Genomic DNA, 18,193 nt, shown 5'->3' with positions numbered 1-18,193 from the left:
CTGGCGCCGCCCCGCCTTTCTTCTTCCAACATGAAGCATCTGCTGAATCTGCTGGCGGCCGTGGCCTTGCTGGTATGGGGCACGCATCTCGTGCGCACGGGCGTGTTGCGCGTGTTTGGCGCCAACCTGCGCACGCTGCTGGCACGCAGCCTGGGCAACCGGTTCACCGCCGCACTGTCGGGCATCGGGGTCACGGCGCTGGTGCAGTCCAGCACGGCCACCTCGCTCATGACGGCCTCCTTCGTCGGCCAGGGCCTGATCACGCTGCCGGCGGCGCTGGCCGTGATGCGCGGCGCCGACATCGGCACGGCGCTGATGGCGCTGCTGTTTGCGCAGGACCTGTCGTGGCTGTCGCCGGTGTTCATCTTCGTCGGCGTGGTGCTGTTCATCACACGCCAGGCCAGCACCGCAGGGCGCGTGGGCCGGGTATTCATCGGCTTGGGGCTGATGCTGCTGGCGCTGGAGCGCGTGGTGCAGGCCACCGAGCCCATGATGGCTTCGCCGGTCACGCAGATGCTGCTGACCAGCCTGGCCAGCGACCTGTGGATGGAGATCATGGTGGGCGCGGTGTTGGCCATTGTGTCGTACTCCAGCCTGGCCGTGGTGCTCTTGATCGCCGCCATGGCCGACACGCACGTCGTGCCCCTGGGCATGGCCCTGGGCATGGTGCTGGGCGCCAACCTGGGCAACGGCCTGGCGGCGGTGCTGACCATGGCCCGCTCCAGCGTGGAGGTTCGCCAGGTCACCATCGGCAACATGGCCTTCAAGATCATGGGCGTGGTGCTGATGGCGCCGTTCATCGGCGTGTGGATCAGCTACGTGGAGCCCATCCTGCCCGGCACGGCGCACAGCGTGGTGCTGTTCCACCTGGCCTACAACGTCATCATCAGCGTAGGCTTCATCGGCTTTACGCAGTGGGTGGCGAAATGGGTGGCGCGCCTGCTGCCCAAGCCGGCAGGCGCGCAAAGCGGCCGGCCCCACCACCTGGACGCCTCGGCCCTGGCCACGCCCTCGCTGGCCATTTCGTTCGCCGTACGCGAGGCGCTGTACCAGGCCGACGTGGTGGAGACCATGCTGCTGGGCGTGATGAACGTGATCCGCAAGAACGACGAGGATCTGTCGCAGCGCCTGCGCCGCATGGACGACGAGGTGGACCAGCTGTACTCCTCCATCAAGTACTACCTGACGAAAATCTCGCGCGACGACCTGGGCGAGGAGGAGTCCCGCCGCTGGGCCGACATCGTCAGCTTCACCATCAACATGGAGCAGATCGGCGACATCGTCGAGCGTGTCCTGCAGGACATCGAGGAAAAGAAGATCAAGAAGGGGCGCGAGTTCTCCGAGGCCGGCATGGCCGAGATCACCGAGCTGCACCAGCGCCTGGTGAGCAACCTGCGCCTGGGCATGAGCGTGTTCCTCAACGGCAACGTGCGCGACGCCCAGCGCCTGCTGGAGGAAAAAGTGCACTTTCGCAACCTGGAGCGCGCCTACGCCACCAGCCACCTGCTGCGCCTGTCCGACGGCACTGTCAACAGCATGGAGACCAGCTCGCTGCACATCGACCTGATCAGCGACTTGAAGCGCATCAACTCGCACATCAGCTCCATCGCCTACCCCATCCTGGAGTCGGCCGGCGTGCTGGCGCCCAGCCGGCTCAAGGGCAGCGTGCGCCCGCTGACCGAGACGCCGCAGGGCGACCACCCGTGAGCTGCGCCACCTGACCCCTGCCCGGGCAAGCGGCCCGGCGGAGGTGGTTACCGCCCTGCCGCTGCAGCCCGCCCAGGCCTGGGCGGGCCTGCCGCAGGCACCTTCGGCACTGGTCGTGGCAGGCCGGGCAGCGCTTTGCCCCTCGAGCCGCGCCTGGCGGGGCAGGTGCTGGGCCTGTCGCCCACCGAAGCATGGCTGGCGCTGGCGCGGGCCGCCGGCAAGACCGTCAAGGACTTCGCGGTCATCGAGGGTTCGAGCTGGCACACGGCGCGCTCGGCACCTCAAGAACTTCCTGCGCAAGACGGGCTGCCGCTGGCAGGTGGAGGTCGCGGGCGGGGTGCGGCGGGCAGAGCCCTCCTGTCCTGCGCCGCAGGCTGCGCGGGCGTCGGGGCGCAGCCGGCCCAGGGACAGTCGTGGGTTCGCCGGCGCACCCGCCCGGCGCCGCTCAGCCCTGTCGCGCCGGCCTTGCGTAGCGCTGCGCCAGCACCGCGCACACCATCAGCTGCAGCTGGTGGAACACCATCAGCGGCAGCACGATGGCGCCGGCCGATTGCGAGTCGAACAGCACCTTGGCCATGGGCACGCCGCTGACCAGGCTCTTCTTCGATCCGCAAAAGACGATGGTGATCTCGTCTTCGCGCGAAAAGCCCAGGCGCCGCGCAAGCCAGGCGGTGAACGCAAGGGCCAGGCCAAGGATCACCGCGCACACCACCAGCAGGCCGGCCAGCGCCGGCAGCGGCAGCAGCTGCCACAGCCCGCCCACCACGGCCGCACTGAAGGCCGTATAGACCACCAGCAGCACCGAGCCCTGGTCCACGTACTTCAGCGCCGCCGCGCGCCGCGCCATGAAGCCGCCGATCCACGGGCGCAGCAAGTGGCCGCAAGCAAACGGCAGCATCAGCTGCGCCATGATGCGCAGGATGCCGCCCAGCACGTCCTGCTCCGCCGTGCCCGCGTGCGGCAGCACCACGCTGACCAGCACCGGCGTGATGAAGATGCCCAGCAGCGTGGACGCCGAGGCGCTGCACACGGCCGCGGCCATGTTGCCCCCGGCCACCGCCGTGAAGGCGATCGCCGACTGCACCGTGGCCGGCAGCACGCACAGAAACAGCACGCCGGTGTAGAGCTGCGGCGTGACCAGCGGCTGCAGCACCGGCCGCAGCGCCAGCCCCAGCAGCGGAAACAGCGCAAAGGTGCTCAGCACCACCACCAGGTGCAGCCGCCAGTGGCCGATGCCGGCCAGCACCGCCTGGCGCGAGAGCTTGGCGCCGTGCATGAAAAACAGCAGCGCCACGACGAGGGTGGTGGCGTGCTCCAGCGCAGCGCCCACGCGCCCGGTAGCCGGCAGCGCACTGGCCAGCGCCACGGCGGCCAGCAGGGCCAGAGTGAAATTGTCGGGGAGCAGGCGGGGGCGGGCCATGGCGCTGGGGTGGCAAACGAGCCAGAAATTCTAATGAAAAGCGGCTGCAGCGCTTGCCCAGCAAGCGCGAGTAGCTATCGATTTAAGAGCGCCACCCTACCAGCCGTAGAACGCGGCCAGCACCAGCGCCGCCTCGGGCGTGAAAACGCCCTGCGCCAGGCGGGTCTGCACCTGGGCGTGGGGCAGGCATTCGAAGCGCTCGACCTCGCCGTCCTGGTTGCTCGGCTGCAGGCCGGCGGGCAGGGCGGCGCGAAACCAGTGGATGCGCTCGTCCATCCAGCCGCAGCCGGGCCCGCCTTCGTCGCTGGGCCGGGTGCCGCGCTCGGTGCCGCCGCGCTGCAGGCCGGCCAGCTGGGCCAGCCGCAGTCCGGCCTCCTCCCAGGTCTCGCGCGCCAGGGCGGTGTCGATGTCGTCGGCGGCGCTGACCAGGCCGCCCATCAGCGTGTCCCAGGCCAGCGGGTGCGTGGCCTTGGTGCGCGAGCGCTGCTGCAGCCACAGGCGCTCGCCGCTGGCGTCCAGGCCCACCAGGTGCACCGCCTGCGTGGCGATGCCCAGCACGCGCACGGCGCCGCGCTCCACGCTGGCTTGGCGCACGCCCTGCGCGTCGCACACGGCCACCTGCTCGTCCCGCCAGGGGCCGCAGCGGCCGGCGGCGCGCAGGGCCTGGGCCAGGGCGTTCAGGGCCTGGGTGGCGTCTCCACCTTCAAGCTGCCAGGCGGCGCCCCGGTCTTGCTTCACTTTTGATAGCTGCCAGCGCTTGCTACACAATGGTTGCAGCCCGATTTCATCCAAAAGTCCAGTCGCGACCGAGCCGATGGTGCTCTGGCCCAGCAGCAGCGGCAGGCGCGGCCGGGCAGCGCCGGCGTGAGCGCGCTTGCGTGCGGCCCGCGCCCAATCGGGCGCGTGCTGCCCGCTCACGGCAGCGTCAGGATGGTCGAGCCGGTGGTCTTGCGCGCCTCCAGGTCGCGGTGCGCCTGCTGCACGTCGGCCAGCGCATAGCGCTGCGCCATGTGGATCTTCACCTGGCCGCTGGCCACCACCGCGAACAGGTCGTCGGCCATGGCCTGCGTGGCCTGGCGCGAGCTGATGTGCGAGAACAGCGTCTGGCGCGTGACGTACAGCGAGCCCTTGGCGCCCAGCGCGCCCGGCGCGAACGGCGGCACGGGCCCCGAGGCGTTGCCGAAGCTGGCCATCAGGCCGAAGGGGCGCAGGCAATCGAGCGACTGGTCCCAGGTGTCCTTGCCCACGGAGTCATAGACCACCTTCACGCCGCGCCCGCCGGTGATGTCCTTGACGCGCGCGGCGAAGTCCTCGGTGCGGTAATTGATGGCGTGGGCCGCGCCGTTGGCCAGCGCCAGCTGGCACTTCTCGTCCGAGCCGGCCGTGGCGATCAGCTGCAGGCCCAGCACGCGCGCCCACTGGCAGGCGATCAGGCCCACGCCGCCGGCCGCGGCGTGGAACAAGACGTGGTCGCCGGGCTGCAGGCCCTCCACCGGCAGGGTTTTCTTCAAGAGGTACTGCGCCGTCAGGCCCTTGAGCATCATGGCCGCGCCGGTCTCGAAGCTGATGGCGTCCGGCAGCTTGCACACGTTCATGGCGGGCATCACACGCGCCTCGCAATAGCTGCCCGGCGGCATGCTGGCGTAGGCCGCGCGGTCGCCCACCTGCAGGTGCGTGACGCCCTCGCCCACCGCCTCGATGACGCCCGCGCCCTCCATGCCGATGGTGGCGGGCATGGGGAGCGGGTACAGCCCCGTGCGGTGGTACACGTCGATGAAGTTCAGGCCGATGGCCCGGTGGCGGATGCGCACCTGGCCTGCGGCCGGCTCGCTCACGGGCACGTCGGTCAGCTCGAGTTCTTCGGGGCCGCCGTGCTGGCGGATCTGGATGGCGCGGGTCATGGGTGTTCTCCTTGAGGCAAGGCCCGCCAGGGGCCTCGCCGGTTCGGCCGGTATCGTGCCATGTTTGCCCGCGCCGCGCAGTCGCCCGCGCGCGCCCGCGCCCGGACAGTTACAGTGGCCGCCCCGATGAGTTCCAACCGCGCCCCCCTCACCCTGTCCACCGCCCTGCTGCTGGCCACCGCGCCGCTGATGTGGGCCGGCAACGCCGTCGTTGGCCGCCTGGTGCACACCCTGGTCGCGCCGGTGGCGCTGAACTTTCTGCGCTGGCTGCTGGCCTTTGCGCTGCTGGCGCCGCTGGCCTGGCGCGTGCTGCGCCCGCACAGCGGCCTGTGGCCGCACTGGCGCCGCTACTGCCTGCTGGGCCTGCTGGGCATCGGCAGCTACAACGCACTGCAATACATGGCGCTGCAGACCTCCACCCCCCTGAACGTGACGCTGGTGGGCGCGGGCGTGCCGATCTGGATGCTGACCATCGGCGCGCTGTTCTTCGGCGCGCCCGTGTCGCGCCGGCAGGTGGCGGGGGCGCTGGCGTCGGTGGCCGGGGTGCTGCTGGTGCTCTCGCGCGGCAGCTGGCAGGAGCTGCTGGCCCTGCGCCTGGTGCCGGGCGACCTGTACATGGTGCTGGCCACCCTGGCCTGGGCGCTGTACAGCTGGCTGCTGGTGCGCACCAGCGAGCCCGCCGATGTGCGCGCCGACTGGGCGGGCTTCTTGCTGGCGCAGATGGTCTTCGGGCTGATGTGGTCGGGCGCGTTTGCCGGCGTGGAGTGGTCGCTGGGCGTGCGCCGCTTCGAGTGGGGCTGGGGGCTGGCCGCGGCGCTGGCCTTCATCGCCATCGGCCCGGCCATCCTCGCCTATCGCTGCTGGGGCCTGGGCGTGCAGCGGGCCGGGCCGGTGATGGGGGGGTTTTTCATCAACCTCACGCCGCTGTTTGCGGCGCTGCTGTCCGCGGCCTTTTTGGGCGAGGCGCCGCGGGCGTACCACGCGGCGGCTTTTGCGCTGATCGTGGGGGGCATCGTGGTGTCGTCGCGGCGCAGCTGACGCGCCCCGGGTGAGCGCCCACTGGCGCCTTTCCCTGCAGCCACTGAGGATTTTGCCGGCAAAGACAATCCTGCCCTCGCGCGTCGCCGGCTCTCCCGTGCGCGCCCTCCCCGTTCTTTTTCACCTATCGCCACCATGACGCTGCGCAGCCGCATGATCCTGGGCATGGCTTTCGTGTGCCTGATATTTGCCATCGCCCTGGGCGTGGCCATCACCGGCATGCGCAGCGCCTCCAGCCGCTTCACCACCTTTATCGAACAGGACCAGGCCTTCCTGAGTGCCAGCAGCACGCTGTATGCCCAGGGCCTGCAGATGGGGCAGGCGCTGCGCAACGTCATCCTGGCGCCGGGCAATGAGCAGGGCTACAAGAACCTGGAGGCGGCGCGCGAGGCGTTTCGCAAGGAGCTGCCCGCCGCCCGCACACTGGCTGGCGGCGACAGCGCCACCGCTGCCGCGCTGGAGCGCGTCGCCCAGCTGCACCAGCAGCAGTCCGAGCTGCAGCAGCAGGTCGTGCAGCTGGCCAAGAGCGACCGGGACGCGGCGATCGAGCTGCTCAACGCCAAGGAAACGCCGCTGTGGCGCCAGATCCGCACCGAGCTGCTCAAGCTCATCAAGGACCGCACCGACGCCGTGGAGCAGTCGCGCAGCCAGCTCAGCGCCCGCACCGGCCAGCTGTTCACGCTGAGCCTGGCGCTGGCCGCGGCCGCTCTGGCCGCCGGCGCCGCCGTGTCCTGGTGGCTCACGCGCAGCGTCATCGGGCAGCTGGGCGGCGAGCCCGGCCACGCCGCAGCCGTGGCCACGTCGATCGCCGAGGGCGACCTGACGGCGCACATCGAACTGGCCCACGGCGGCGCCAGCGCCAGCCTGATGGCCGCCATGGCGCAGATGCAGCGCAGCCTGTCGGCGCTGGTGCAGCGGGTGCGCGAAGGCACCGACGCCATCACCACCGCCTCCAGCGAGATCGCCGCGGGCAATGCCGACCTGTCCTCGCGCACCGAGAGCCAGGCCAGCGCCCTGCAGCAGACGGCGGCCTCCATGGAGGAGCTCACCTCCACCGTGCAGCAGAACATGCACAACGTGCACAGGGCCAACGACCTGGCCACGCAGGCCTCGCAGGTGGCCGAACAGGGCGGCCGGGTGGTGGGCCAGGTGGTGGACACCATGGCCGCCATCCACACCTCGGCGCGGCGCATCGTGGACATCATCGGCGTGATCGACTCCATCGCCTTTCAGACCAACATCCTGGCGCTGAACGCGGCGGTGGAAGCGGCGCGCGCCGGCGAGCAGGGCCGGGGCTTTGCCGTGGTGGCCGCCGAGGTGCGCCAGCTGGCCCAGCGCTCCGCGTCCGCGGCGCACGAGATCAAGGCGCTGATCGGCGACTCGGTCAAGCAGGTGGAGGCGGGCAGCCAGCTGGTGGACGCGGCCGGCGCCACCATGGGCGAGGTGGTGGCCAGCGTCACGCGGGTCAAGAGCCTCATGGGCGAGATCACCCTGGCGGGCCAGGAGCAAAGCGCCGGCATCGCCCAGGTCAACCAGGCCATCGTGCAGATGGACCAGGTGACGCAGCAAAACGCCGCGCTGGTGGAAGAGGCCGCAGCGGCGGCCAGCTCCATGCAGGCCCAGGCCCGCGGGCTGCTGGCCGTGGTGCGCACGTTCAGACTGCACGACGGCAGCCCGCCCGGCGCGCCCTTCGCGCAGCCGGCCCTGGCGCGCCCGACCGCCTAGGCCGCCGGGCCGGCCCGCTCGCGCACGAAGGCCTCGAACTGCGCCAGCGGCAGGGGCCGGGCAAACAGGTAGCCCTGGTACACCTCGCAGCCATGCACCGTTAAGAAATCGCACTGCTGCTGCGTCTCCACGCCTTCGGCCACGACTTCAAGTGCCAGGTTGCGCGCCATGCCCAGGATGGTCTGCACCACCACGTCGTCGCTGTGGCTCTCGCCCAGGTGCTGCACGAAGGAGCGGTCGATCTTCAGGCGGTGCAGCGGCAGCCGCGTCAGGTAGGCCAGAGACGAGTAGCCCGTGCCGAAGTCGTCCACCGCGAAGCGCACCCCGCGCGTGCGCAGCTGGTGCATCTTGGCGATGGAGTCCTGCACGTCCTCCAGCACCAGCGACTCGGTCAGCTCCAGCTCCAGCCGGTGGGCGCGCGCGCCGCTGGCCTGCAGGCTGGCCAGCACCTGCTCCACGAAGCCGGGCTGGCGGAACTGCCGTGCGCTGACGTTCACGCTCAGGCACAGCTCGCGCAGCGCCGCATCGTGCTGCCAGCGGGCCAGCAGCTGGCAGGCGCTGTCCAGCACCCAGCGGCCGATGGGCACGATGAGCTCGCTGTCTTCGGCCACAGCAATGAACTGCCCCGGCGGCACCAGCCCGCGCTCGGGGTGCTGCCAGCGCAGCAGCGCCTCGGCGCCGGCCACCCGGCCCTGCTGGTCCAGCTGCGGCTGCAGGTGCAGCAGGAACTGGTTGCCGGGCAGCGCGCGCTTCAAGTCGGCCACCAGCCGCGCCCGGGCATTCAGGCTCACCTGCATGGAGGGGTCAAAGAAGCACAGGGAGTTGCCGCGCCGCGCCTTGGCCTCGTACATGGCGATGTCGGCTTGCTTGAGCACCTCGGAGGCCGACTGCAGCTGGGCGCCAAAGAGCGTGGCCCCCAGGCTGGCGCTGCCGTGGTGCACCTGGCCGGCCAGCGCGTAGGGCCGGGCCAGCAACGCCACGATCTGCTCGGCCACGCCGCGCGCCTGGGCGGCGGCCAGCTCGGCGTCGCCGGACAGCTGCAGCAGCATGACCACGAACTCGTCGCCGCCCAGGCGGGCCACCACGTCGCCGGCGCGCACGCCGGACTCGAGCCGGCGCGCCACCTGGCGCAGCAGCTCGTCGCCGGTCTCGTGGCCCAGGGTGTCGTTGAGCGTCTTGAAGTGGTCCAGGTCGATGAACAGCACCGCCCCGTGCACGCCGGCGCGCTGCGCCTCGGCGCAGGCCTGCTCGATGCGCTGCAGCAGCAGCCGGCGGTTGGGCAGGCCCGTCAGCGGGTCATAAAAGGCCAGGTGCTCCACCTCGGCGGTGGCCTGACGCAGCTCGGTCACGTCGTGGTAGAGGATGACCAGGCCGCCCTCGGGCGTGGGCCGCTCGATGACCTGCACGCAGCGGCCGCTGGGCAGGCGCTGCTCCAGCGTGCCGTGCGGGTCCTGCAGGCGGCGCAGGCGCTCGTCCACCCAGGCGCGCTTGTCCTCGGGGGTGGCGCCGGGGCGGTGGTAGTGCACGGTGGTCTGCAGCACGCGCAAAAACGACACGCCCGGGCGCACCACCCCCGACAGCCAGGGGAAGAATTCCTCGAAGCGCTGGTTCCACTGCACCACGCAGCGCTGCGCGTCCAGCAGCATGAAGCCGCTGACCATGGCGCCCAGCGCCTCGTCCAGCAGCGCCTTGGATTGCGCCACCACGGCGCGCGCACGGTGCATGCGCCGCAGGTACACGGTGGCCAGCACCCCGGCCAGCACCATGGTCAGGCCCAGCACCAGGGCCGCGCCGGCGATCAGGCGCGCCTGCTCGCCCCAGTCGGCCAGCGCGGCGGCGCGCGGCAGGCTGGCGGTGATCCACAGGTCTTCATACATCAGCGCGCGCGTGGCCACCAGGCCGCTGTCGCCCCGCAGCCGGGTGCGGCCCTGCCAGGACGGCAGGCTCCCCGGTGCCAGCCGCGCCAGCGGCGGGCCGCCCGCGCGTTCGGCCTCCACCAGGCCCTGCGGCGGGGCCAGCCCCACCAGCAACGCGCCCTGGGCACGCTCCAGCGTGACTTCCACCTGCGGCTGCGGCATGCCCTGCTGCAGCAGCGACACCAGCGCGTCCACCGGCACCTGCGCCACGGCCAGCCAGCGCCCGCCGCCGGGGGCGCGCAGCGCCCGCCCCACCCAGATCACCCGCTCGGCGCTGCGTGCGTTGACCACCGGGTCGCTGATGACCAGCATGGGCACGGCCGGCGCCAGGGCGGCGGCGATGAAGTCCTTGGGCAGCCGCAGGGCGGCGCCGGCACGCTCGACCGGCACAGAGGCAGCCAGCGGCACGCCCTGCTCGTCCAGCAGCGCCACGTCGCGCACCATGAGGTTCTGGCGCGCCATGGCCGCCAGCAGCTGGCCGGACAGGCGTGCCGGCGGGCCCTCGGCGGAGCCTGCGGCGGGCGCCACCTGCTCCAGCGTGGCCAGCAGCACGTCCAGCGCCAGCAGGGCGCGGTTGACGCCGACTTCGGCGCCGGTGGCAAAGCGGCCCAGCTGTGCCTCGGCCTCGGCCAGGTCGGCGCTGCGCTGGCTCCACAGCAGGGCGGCCACGGCCAGGGTCAGGCCGAGCACCAGCGGCACCACCAGCCCCCAGACCAGAACGTAGGCCCGGCGCCCGGGCGCGGCGATGGCGGCTGCGGTGGCGGCGCTGTTCACGGCTTGCCCGGCGCCGGGCTGCCAGCGCCCGGGCCACCCAGCTGCAGCCCGGCGCAGCGGGCGCCGCAGCGCTCGCGCCAGCGCGGCAGCACGGCGCTGCGCAGCAGCTCGGCGCGGCGCGCCTCGTCCTGGGCGCTGACGGGCACCAGCGTCATGGCGCCGCGCCGCCCGCTGGTGCAGCGGCTGCTGCCCGTGTTGCAGGCCAGGCCGTTGGCGGTTTCTTCCTCGGCGCTCAGCCAGATGGCCGTCTCCAGCCGCGGCAGCTGGGCGCGCAGCAGTGTGCGCAGCTCCTGCGGCAGGGCTTGCCAGGCGGCCTGGTTGGCGCCGAAGAGGGCCAGCCCCCAGGTGATGGGCATCGGATAGAGGTAGGCGGTGTGCTGGTGCAGGCCCAGCACGTTGCCGGACATGGCGGCGGTCACCGCGCAGTCCAGGGCGCCGCTTTCCACGCCGGCCACCATCTGGGCAAAGGGCACCAGGCGCGGCTTGGCACCCAGCGCCGCCATGAAGTCGCCCTGGGCGGCCGAGGACACGCGCACCACGCGCCCGCGCAGATCGGCCAGGCCGCGCAGGCGTTCGCGGCAAAACAGCACCTGCGCCGGATAGACATACAGCGCCAGCGGCTCGATGCCCTGCTCGCTGCGCAGCGCCTGCTCCAGCGCCGGGCGCACGGCAGCGAGCGTGGCGCGCAGCGCGGCCATGTCAGGGTTCAAGCCGGGCAGGTCGGCCGCGGTGTAGAACGGGTGCTGGGCCGACAGCGAGCTCATCAGCACCGTGCCGAAGGGCACCACGCCCAGGTGCAGCAGGCGCAGCATCTCGCTGCCCGGCACGCCGGCGCGGTCGAACGGCACGATGTCGGCGGTGAAGCGCCCGCCGCTCAGGCGCGGCAGGTCGCGCGTCCAAAACGGCGCCTCCAGCTGGGTGTATTGCGTGATGCCGGCCAGTCCGCCGACGACGCGCAGCTTGAACGGCGCCCCGGCATCGGTGGCACCGGCCGCCGCGGCCTGCGCGGCGGCGCCGGGCAGTGGCACCAACAGCGCCACCAGGGCCAGCAGCGCGGCGGCCAGCCGCCTGCCGGCGCGATGCGCCAGCGACAGGGAGCGTGGCGCTGGGGGCTGCATGGCGCGTGGCGGGGCCGACCTCAGAAGGTGCCTGGGTAGGCGCCGCCGTCGGCCAGCACGTTCTGGCCGGTGACGTAGCCGGCGTGCATGCTGCACAGGAAGGCGCAGAGGGCGCCGAACTCCGCGGCCGTGCCAAAGCGGCCGGCGGGGATGCGCTGCTGCTGCACGCGCCGCTCTTCGTCCTCGCTGCGCCCGCTGTGGGCGCTGGCGGCGCGCATGGTGGCAGCCAGGCGGTCGGTGTCGAAGCGGCCGGGCAGCAGGTTGTTGATGGTGACGCCCTGCGCGGCGATGCTGCTGCGCGCCAGGCCGGCCACGAAGCCCGTGAGCCCGCTGCGCGCGCCGTTGGACAGGCCCAGGATGTCGATGGGCGCCTTCACGGCGCTGGAGGTGATGTGGACGATGCGCCCGAAGCCCCGCTGCGCCATGCCGTCCACCACGGCGCGCATCAGCTCGATGGGGGTGAGCATATTGGCCTCCACGGCCGCCAGCCAGGCGGCGCGGTCCCAGTGGCGGAAGTCGCCCGGCGGCGGGCCGCCGGCGTTGGTCACCACGATGTCCAGCTGCGCACCCGGCCCGCCAGGGGCGGCCAGCACGGCGGCGCGGCCCTCGGGTGTGGTGATGTCGGCGGCCACGGCGATGACCTGAGGTTCTGAGCCTTTTTGGCCCCTGGCGCTTGCTGCGTCTGCGCCAGCAGCTATCAATTGGCTAGCAGCATACTGCAGCGCATCGGCCCCGCGCGCGTTGACGACCAGGTTGACCCCCTCTTGCACCAGTGCCTGCGCGCACCCCTGCCCCAGCCCTTTGCTGGCGCCGCACACCAGCGCCCACTTGCCTGCAATGCCCAAATCCATGTGTATCTCCCGGTTCGCACGGACTGCGTTAACAATTTGACAACGATGGTAGCCACCCCGGTCGCCCGCGGCAACGTCGTAGGCAAAAAGAGCTGCCAGCGCCCGTTAGACAAGCGCTGGCAGCTCTCATTTCAATAGCACCCCGGAGAGGCCGTCAAAAGCTCTCCCAGTCGTCGTCCGCGGCCGGCGTGAGGCTGGGGGCGGCGATCTGCGGGCGCGGTGCCGGTGCCGGAGCGGCCTTGGCCGCGGGCCTGGGCTTGGCCAGGGCGGGCGCGGGTGCCCGGGCAGCGGCAACGGGCGCCGGTGCGCGCCGGGGTGCAGGCGCTGCGGCCGGTGCCCCTGCGCCCACGTTGAATACCGATACCACCTGTGCCAGGCGCTGCGCCTGCTCGTGCATGGCGGCGGCGGCGGCGCTGGACTCCTCCACCAGCGCGGCGTTTTGCTGCGTCATCTGGTCCAGGTTGGCCACGGCCTGGTTGACCTGGGAGATGCCGTCGCGCTGCTCGGTGGAGGAGGCCGTGATCTCGCCGATCAGGTCGCTCACGCGGCGCACGCTTGTGACGATGTCGCTCATGCTCTGACCGGCCTGCTCTACCTGGGCCGAGCCGGCCTGCACGTTGTCCACGCTGGTGGTGATGAGCTCCTTGATCTCCTTGGCGGCGGAGGCGGAGCGCTGCGCCAGGCTGCGCACCTCGCCGGCCACCACGGCAAAGCCGCGGCCCTGTTCGCCGGCCCGGGCGGCTTCCACGGCGGCGTTCAGCGCCAGGATGTTGGTCTGGAAGGCGATGCCGTCGATGACGCCGATGATGTCGGCGATTTTGCGGCTCGAATCCGTGATCTGCTGCATGCTGCTGACCACCTGGCCGACCACGCTGCCCCCGCGCTCGGCGGCCTGGGCGGCGGTGGCGGCCAGCTGATTGGCCTGGCGCGCGGTGTCGGCCGACTGGGTGACGGTGGCGGTGAGCTCTTCCATGCTGGCCGCCGTCTGCTGCAGGTTCGCGGCCGTCTGCTCGGTGCGCGAAGACAGGTCCTGGTTGCCGGTGGCGATCTGGCTGGAGGCGCTGGAGACCGATTCCACGCCCGAGCGCACCTCGCCCACCACGCTGCGCAGCCGCGCCCCCATGGCCGACAGCGAGCGCAGCAGCTGGCCCAACTCGTCGCCGCGCTCGTCGTGCACATCCTGCGTCAGGTCGCCGGCGGCGATCACATCGGCCAGGCCCACGGCGCGCGTGAGCGGCGCGGTGATGGAGCGCACCAGCAGCGTGGCCAGCAGCAGGCCCAGGCCCACCATCACGGCGGCGATCGCCGCACCCAGCATCATGGCGCGCCGGCGCAGCTGCACGGCTTCTTCCTTGGCCGCGTCGCGCTGGCGCTCCTGCAGCTGGGCATAGGCATTTTGTTCGCCCACGTAGCGTTCGATGGCAGGAATCAGCTTGCCCTCTATCAGGTCGCTCACGGCGGCGAAGTCGCCGTCGGCACGCAGGCGGCCGGCCTCGGCGTTGTATTCCAGCACCGGCTTGCGGGCGCTGGCAATGCGCTCCAGCTGGGCCTTGTCCTCGGCGGTGACGGCCTGTTCGTCGATCTGCTTTTGCAGGCCGCTGATGGCCTTGATGCCCTCTCCCGCCTGGCCGCGCAGGCGGGTTGCCAGCGTTTCATCGGTCACGCTCACGCCCAGCAGCGCTCGCTCCACCGCCAGGGCCGACAGGCCCTGCCAGCGCAGCGTCAGGCTCAGGGCGTCTTCATTGGCCTGCACGATGCGCGCGGCCTCATCCTCCAGATGGGTGAGATAGGCCAGCAAACCGCCCAACAGCACCAGCATGGAGACCAGGAGACCGAGCACCAGCAACCACAGCTTGCGGCCTACGGAGATGTTCTGAAGAGTCATGAGAGAGGTTTTCCAGGAGACGGAGAAAGGAAACGAAAGCCAAGGCAGGGCCTCACATTCTGGGCATATTGTCATATTTACGCACATTTGTTTACAACATGAGTGCGGTTTGCGACGCATGGCGTCAACAAATGCTGACGCGGGCCCGTGTGCAGGCGACCCCTAAAATGGCCTGGTGACCCTTCTTCTGAACGCCGACCTGCACTGCCACTCCGTCGTCTCCGACGGCACGCTGACGCCCGAAGAGCTGGCCGCTCGCGCGCATGCCAACGGCGTGCAGCTGTGGGCCCTGACCGACCACGACGAGATCGGCGGCCAGCACCGCGCCGCCACCGCCGCCCAGGCGCTGGGCATGGACTACCTGACCGGCGTGGAGATCTCCGTCACCTTCGCCGACACCACGGTGCACATCGTCGGCCTGGGGTTCGACGCCCACGACGCGCAGCTGGCGCAGGGCCTGGCCGCCACCCGCGGCGGGCGCGGCGAGCGCGCGCAGGAGATCGCGCGCCAGCTGGCCCAGGTGGGCATCATGGGCGCCTACGAAGGCGCGCTGCGCTACGTGGGCAACCCGGAGCTGATCTCGCGCACGCACTTTGCCCGCCATCTGGTCGATGCGGGCGTCTGCCGCGACACGCCGGAGGTGTTTCGCCGCTTTCTGACCGAAGGCCACCCGGGCTATGTCGAGCACCGCTGGGCGTCGCTGCGCGATGCCGTGCGCTGGATCCGCGAGGCCGGGGGTGCGGCCGTCATCGCCCACCCGGGCCGCTACCGCTTCACGCCGACCGAGGAATACGCGCTGTTTTCCGAGTTCAAGCAGCACGGCGGCGAAGGGGTGGAGGTGGTCACGGGCAGCCACATGCCGTCCGAATACCCCATCTACGCCGCCATGGCGCAGGAGTTCGGCCTGGCCGCCTCGCGCGGCAGCGATTTCCACAGCCCCCATGAATCGCACACCGACCTGGGCCAGCTGCCCGGCCTGCCCGATCAGCTCACGCCCGTGTGGGAGCTGCTGCAGGGGCGCATCCTGCGCGCGCCAGCCTCCTCTGCCCCCACCTGACAACAAGAAGACGAGAACCCCGCCATGGCCCAGCTCTTTGAAGTCCACCCCGACAACCCCCAGCCGCGCGTGCTGCAGCAGGCGCAACAGCTCCTGGCCACGGGCGGCATCCTGGCCGTGCCCACCGATTCCAGCTACGCGCTGGTGTGCCGCCTGGACGACAAGGCCACGGTGGACCGCATGCGCCGCGTGCGCCAGATTGACGACAAGCAGCTGCTGTCGCTGCTGTGCCGCGACCTGTCGGAGCTGTCCAGCTACGCGCATGTGGACAACCGGCAGTACCGGCTTTTGAAGCTGGGCACACCCGGTCCCTACACCTTCATCCTAGAGGCGACCAAGGAAGTGCCGCGCCGCGTGAGCCACCCGCAGCGCAAGACCATCGGCCTGCGCGTGCCCGAGCGCAAGGGCCTGCAGCTGCTCTTGGAGCTGCACGGCGCACCGCTTTTGGCCACCACCTTGATCCCGCCGGGCGAGACCGAGCCCCTGAACGACCCGGAGGACATCCGCGAGCGTTTCGACAAGGTCATCGAGGGTGTGGTGGACGCGGGCAGCTGCCCGCTGGAGCTGACCACCGTGCTGGACCTGGTGCCCATGGGCACGGGCGGCGAGGCGGTCGTGGTGCGCGCGGGCCTGGGCAGCCTGGCCAGGCTGGGGCTCTGACTGAGAGCCTTTTAGGGCCCTAGCACCCGCCAGGCAAGCGCCAGCAGCTATAAGATTTATAGCTGCCCTACTGCACCACCAGCCGGCGCAGCCATTCCAGCAGAACCTCCGGCAGACGCTCGGGCCGCTGCAGCAGCGCGTAGTGGTGCGCGCCGAACACGGCGGGCAGGTAGCTGGAGGCCTGGCGGTCGATCGTCAGGCAAAACGGCGCGATGCCCTGCAGGCGCGCCTCGGTCGCTGCCTGGCGCATGTCCTCCAGCCCGTAGCGGCCTTCGTACTGGTCCACGTCGTTGGGCTTGCCGTCGGACAGCAGCAGCAGCAGGCGGTGCGCCGCCGGCTCCTTCATCAACGTGGCCGTGGCGTGGCGCATCGCGGCGCCGGCGCGGGTGTAGTGCTCGGGCTCCAGGCCGGCGATGCGCAACGCCACGTCCTGGCCATAGGGTTCGCCAAACCGCTTGACGTTTCTCACCACCACGCCCTGCGGCCCTTCGCCCGAAAAAGCCTGCACGCAAAAGGGCGCGCCCATGCCGTCCAGCGCCAGGCTGACCAGCAGCAGGGCCTCGCGCGCCACGTCGATCACGCGGCGCCCTTCGGCCACCCAGGCGTCGGTGGAGCCGCTCACGTCGATCAGCACCAGCACCGCCAGGTCGCGGTGCAGGCGGCGCTCGCTGCGGTACAGCTGCTGGGGCAGCGGCAGGCCGGCGGCAAAGTCGGCGCGGGCTTCGATGCAGGCCTCCAGGTCGATGTCGGGGCCGTCCCACTGGCGGCGCACGGGCACGCGGCGGCTGCGCAGCAGCTCAAAGCGCCGCCGCACCTCGTGCAGCATGGCGCGGCGCTGCTCCAGGGTGGCGGCCAGCCATTCGGGCGCGCCGGGGGCGGCCTGGCGCACGCGCACCGTGGCGCCGGGGTGGCGATAGCTGTTGGCTGCGCAGTCCCACTCCGGGTAGTGCAGCGCTTCGCCGCCGCCCTCTTCGCCCCCGGGGCCCGCGCCGGCCTTGCGCGCCAGGTGCTCGGGCGGGTCGTCGGACAGCAGCACCTCCTTGGGCCGGCCGGGCGTGGCTACCAGGCGCGCCTCGGGCAGTTCGGACAGGGCATCGGCGAACTCCTCGGCCGCCGTGTCGGTGTCGCGGTCGGTCGGGCGTTGCAGGCCCATGGGATCGGCGGCCTGTTCGTGCGGCTGGGCGGTCTGCACCATCCAGGCGCCGGGCTGGTTCTGTTCTTCGTCTTCGTCCTCCAGCGCTTCGCGCACCTGCGGGCGGCGCGCCATGTGTACCGAGCGGCTGGGGCCGCGGCCACCGGCCTCCTCGTCGGCTGACGGGTCGCCCAGAAAACGGGCGGCGGGCGCAGGCGGGCGCAACTCACCCAGCCACAAGCCCGCCACCAGCCAGCGCTGCTGGCGCGGCGGCGCGTCCGGCGCAGCCAGGCGCAGCGCCAGTACGCGTGCCCGCGCGAGCGCGTCGGCGCTGCTGGCGGGCAGGGGCAGCAGCAGCTCCTGCGTGCCGGGCAGCGCGACGGCCTGGGAGGCAGGCGCGCCCAGCACGGCGCGCACCAGCGCCTCCAGCGGCTGCAAGTGCCTGGGCAGCGAGGCAGGTGCCGGGCGCGCAGCCAGCGCCGCCTGCCGCAGGCGCGCCAGCGGTGCCGCCATGCCGGGCAGGCGCGTGGCCAGTTCGTGGTCGGCGGCGTGCGCCTCCAGCAGCGCAAACAGGGTGCGCTCATACCGGCCGGCGGCGCTGGCTGCACATTGCGCCGCGCCGCGCAGCGCCCGCGTGGCCTGCACCATGGCCAGCGTGCGCAGCTGCTGCATCGCGTCCTCCAGCCCTTGCGGGGCCGCGAGCGCGGGCGGCAGCCAGATGCTGGCGCCGTCGGTCGCAGGCAGGGCGCCCCGCTCATGCGGCGGCTCGCCGCGCTGAAACCAGCGCGACAAAAAGGTGGGCGGTGCGGGCTGCTGCGCCGCCCGCAGTTGCAGGCTGCAGCCAAAGGCGGCGGCGATCAGCAGATCCAGCCGCGGCGCGACGTCGGCCAGACGCAGCACGGGCGGGCCGGCCGGTGGGGGCCGGTGGCGCCGCCACAGCTGCTGCGCGTAGATGGTGGCGTGGCGCGCGGCGTCGGTGATGACGTCTTCGGCTTCTGCCATGCGGCAT

General features: G+C 71.7%; 13 protein-coding genes. 5 read left to right on the top strand and 8 right to left on the bottom strand.

What is annotated here, in order from left to right; translation table 11 throughout:
- Window positions 1–30 precede the first annotated feature (30 nt).
- Window positions 31–1,707: a Na/Pi cotransporter family protein gene (locus C7H73_RS05285; protein WP_106845686.1), complete on the top strand. Its 1,677-nt coding sequence runs from the start codon at window positions 31–33 to the stop codon at window positions 1,705–1,707.
- Between the two features lie 445 nt (window positions 1,708–2,152).
- On the opposite strand, the gene C7H73_RS05275 is transcribed toward C7H73_RS05285, so the two are convergent.
- From C7H73_RS05275 to C7H73_RS05265, 3 genes are all read right to left on the bottom strand, one after another.
- Complete coding sequence (locus C7H73_RS05275) at window positions 2,153–3,127, bottom strand: bile acid:sodium symporter family protein (protein WP_106845685.1); 975 nt, start codon at window positions 3,125–3,127, stop codon at window positions 2,153–2,155.
- A 96-nt stretch (window positions 3,128–3,223) separates the two neighbouring features.
- Window positions 3,224–4,045 carry an NUDIX hydrolase gene (locus tag C7H73_RS05270; protein WP_106845684.1) on the bottom strand — a complete coding sequence of 274 codons (822 nt, stop codon included), beginning with the start codon at window positions 4,043–4,045 and terminating at the stop codon, window positions 3,224–3,226.
- Window positions 4,042–5,028, bottom strand: coding sequence for a quinone oxidoreductase family protein (locus C7H73_RS05265; protein ID WP_106845683.1), 987 nt, complete (start codon window positions 5,026–5,028; stop codon window positions 4,042–4,044). The genes C7H73_RS05270 and C7H73_RS05265 overlap by 4 nt, the downstream gene beginning before the upstream one ends.
- Window positions 5,029–5,154: 126 nt before the next feature.
- On the opposite strand from C7H73_RS05265, the gene C7H73_RS05260 reads away from it, so the two are divergent.
- Together C7H73_RS05260 and C7H73_RS15845 are read left to right on the top strand one after the other, a co-directional pair.
- Window positions 5,155–6,066: a DMT family transporter gene (locus C7H73_RS05260; RefSeq protein WP_106845682.1), complete on the top strand. Its 912-nt coding sequence runs from the start codon at window positions 5,155–5,157 to the stop codon at window positions 6,064–6,066.
- Between the two features lie 135 nt (window positions 6,067–6,201).
- Entirely contained in the window at window positions 6,202–7,791 is a 1,590-nt protein-coding gene (locus C7H73_RS15845) for a methyl-accepting chemotaxis protein (RefSeq protein ID WP_106845681.1), read from the top strand.
- Here the strand turns inward: C7H73_RS15845 and C7H73_RS05250 are convergent.
- From C7H73_RS05250 to C7H73_RS05235, 4 genes are all read right to left on the bottom strand, one after another.
- Window positions 7,788–10,481, bottom strand: coding sequence for a bifunctional diguanylate cyclase/phosphodiesterase (locus C7H73_RS05250; RefSeq protein WP_227001422.1), 2,694 nt, complete (start codon window positions 10,479–10,481; stop codon window positions 7,788–7,790). The genes C7H73_RS15845 and C7H73_RS05250 overlap by 4 nt on opposite strands.
- Window positions 10,478–11,599, bottom strand: a complete 1,122-nt coding sequence (locus C7H73_RS05245; protein ID WP_106845680.1) for a TRAP transporter substrate-binding protein — start codon at window positions 11,597–11,599, stop codon at window positions 10,478–10,480. The genes C7H73_RS05250 and C7H73_RS05245 overlap by 4 nt, the downstream gene beginning before the upstream one ends.
- Window positions 11,600–11,619: 20 nt before the next feature.
- The gene (locus tag C7H73_RS05240) at window positions 11,620–12,450 is read right to left on the bottom strand and encodes an SDR family oxidoreductase (RefSeq protein WP_106845679.1); all 831 of its coding nucleotides are present in this window, start codon (window positions 12,448–12,450) and stop codon (window positions 11,620–11,622) included.
- Window positions 12,451–12,604: 154 nt separating this feature from the next.
- Complete coding sequence (locus tag C7H73_RS05235) at window positions 12,605–14,335, bottom strand: methyl-accepting chemotaxis protein (RefSeq protein WP_106845678.1); 1,731 nt, start codon at window positions 14,333–14,335, stop codon at window positions 12,605–12,607.
- A 175-nt stretch (window positions 14,336–14,510) separates the two neighbouring features.
- On the opposite strand from C7H73_RS05235, the gene C7H73_RS05230 reads away from it, so the two are divergent.
- Together C7H73_RS05230 and C7H73_RS05225 are read left to right on the top strand one after the other, a co-directional pair.
- Window positions 14,511–15,392 (top strand): 3',5'-nucleoside bisphosphate phosphatase, encoded by an 882-nt coding sequence (locus C7H73_RS05230; RefSeq protein WP_106845677.1) that lies wholly within the window; start codon window positions 14,511–14,513, stop codon window positions 15,390–15,392.
- Window positions 15,393–15,416: 24 nt separating this feature from the next.
- Window positions 15,417–16,052: an L-threonylcarbamoyladenylate synthase gene (locus C7H73_RS05225; RefSeq protein ID WP_106845676.1), complete on the top strand. Its 636-nt coding sequence runs from the start codon at window positions 15,417–15,419 to the stop codon at window positions 16,050–16,052.
- 67 nt (window positions 16,053–16,119) lie between these two features.
- Here the strand turns inward: C7H73_RS05225 and C7H73_RS05220 are convergent, their stop codons facing one another.
- Window positions 16,120–18,186 carry a hypothetical protein gene (locus C7H73_RS05220; protein ID WP_106845675.1) on the bottom strand — a complete coding sequence of 689 codons (2,067 nt, stop codon included), beginning with the start codon at window positions 18,184–18,186 and terminating at the stop codon, window positions 16,120–16,122.
- Window positions 18,187–18,193 lie beyond the last annotated feature (7 nt).

This window comes from Pulveribacter suum (assembly GCF_003013695.1).
Classification (GTDB): domain Bacteria; phylum Pseudomonadota; class Gammaproteobacteria; order Burkholderiales; family Burkholderiaceae_C; genus Melaminivora; species Melaminivora suum.
The sequence above is the reverse complement of the archived record's forward strand: the minus strand, read 5'-3'. Positions and strand labels throughout refer to the sequence as shown.

Excerpts from the sequence above, each read along its gene's own strand:
- C7H73_RS05285 (WP_106845686.1), top strand. The coding sequence starts at position 31 with ATGAAGCATCTGCTGAATCTGCTGGCGGCCGTGGCCTTGCTGGTATGG.
- C7H73_RS05275 (WP_106845685.1), bottom strand. The coding sequence starts at position 3,127 with ATGGCCCGCCCCCGCCTGCTCCCCGACAATTTCACTCTGGCCCTGCTG.
- C7H73_RS05265 (WP_106845683.1), bottom strand. The coding sequence starts at position 5,028 with ATGACCCGCGCCATCCAGATCCGCCAGCACGGCGGCCCCGAAGAACTC.
- C7H73_RS05260 (WP_106845682.1), top strand. The coding sequence starts at position 5,155 with ATGAGTTCCAACCGCGCCCCCCTCACCCTGTCCACCGCCCTGCTGCTG.
- C7H73_RS15845 (WP_106845681.1), top strand. The coding sequence starts at position 6,202 with ATGACGCTGCGCAGCCGCATGATCCTGGGCATGGCTTTCGTGTGCCTG.
- C7H73_RS05245 (WP_106845680.1), bottom strand. The coding sequence starts at position 11,599 with ATGCAGCCCCCAGCGCCACGCTCCCTGTCGCTGGCGCATCGCGCCGGC.
- C7H73_RS05240 (WP_106845679.1), bottom strand. The coding sequence starts at position 12,450 with ATGGATTTGGGCATTGCAGGCAAGTGGGCGCTGGTGTGCGGCGCCAGC.
- C7H73_RS05235 (WP_106845678.1), bottom strand. The coding sequence starts at position 14,335 with ATGACTCTTCAGAACATCTCCGTAGGCCGCAAGCTGTGGTTGCTGGTG.
- C7H73_RS05225 (WP_106845676.1), top strand. The coding sequence starts at position 15,417 with ATGGCCCAGCTCTTTGAAGTCCACCCCGACAACCCCCAGCCGCGCGTG.
- C7H73_RS05220 (WP_106845675.1), bottom strand. The coding sequence starts at position 18,186 with ATGGCAGAAGCCGAAGACGTCATCACCGACGCCGCGCGCCACGCCACC.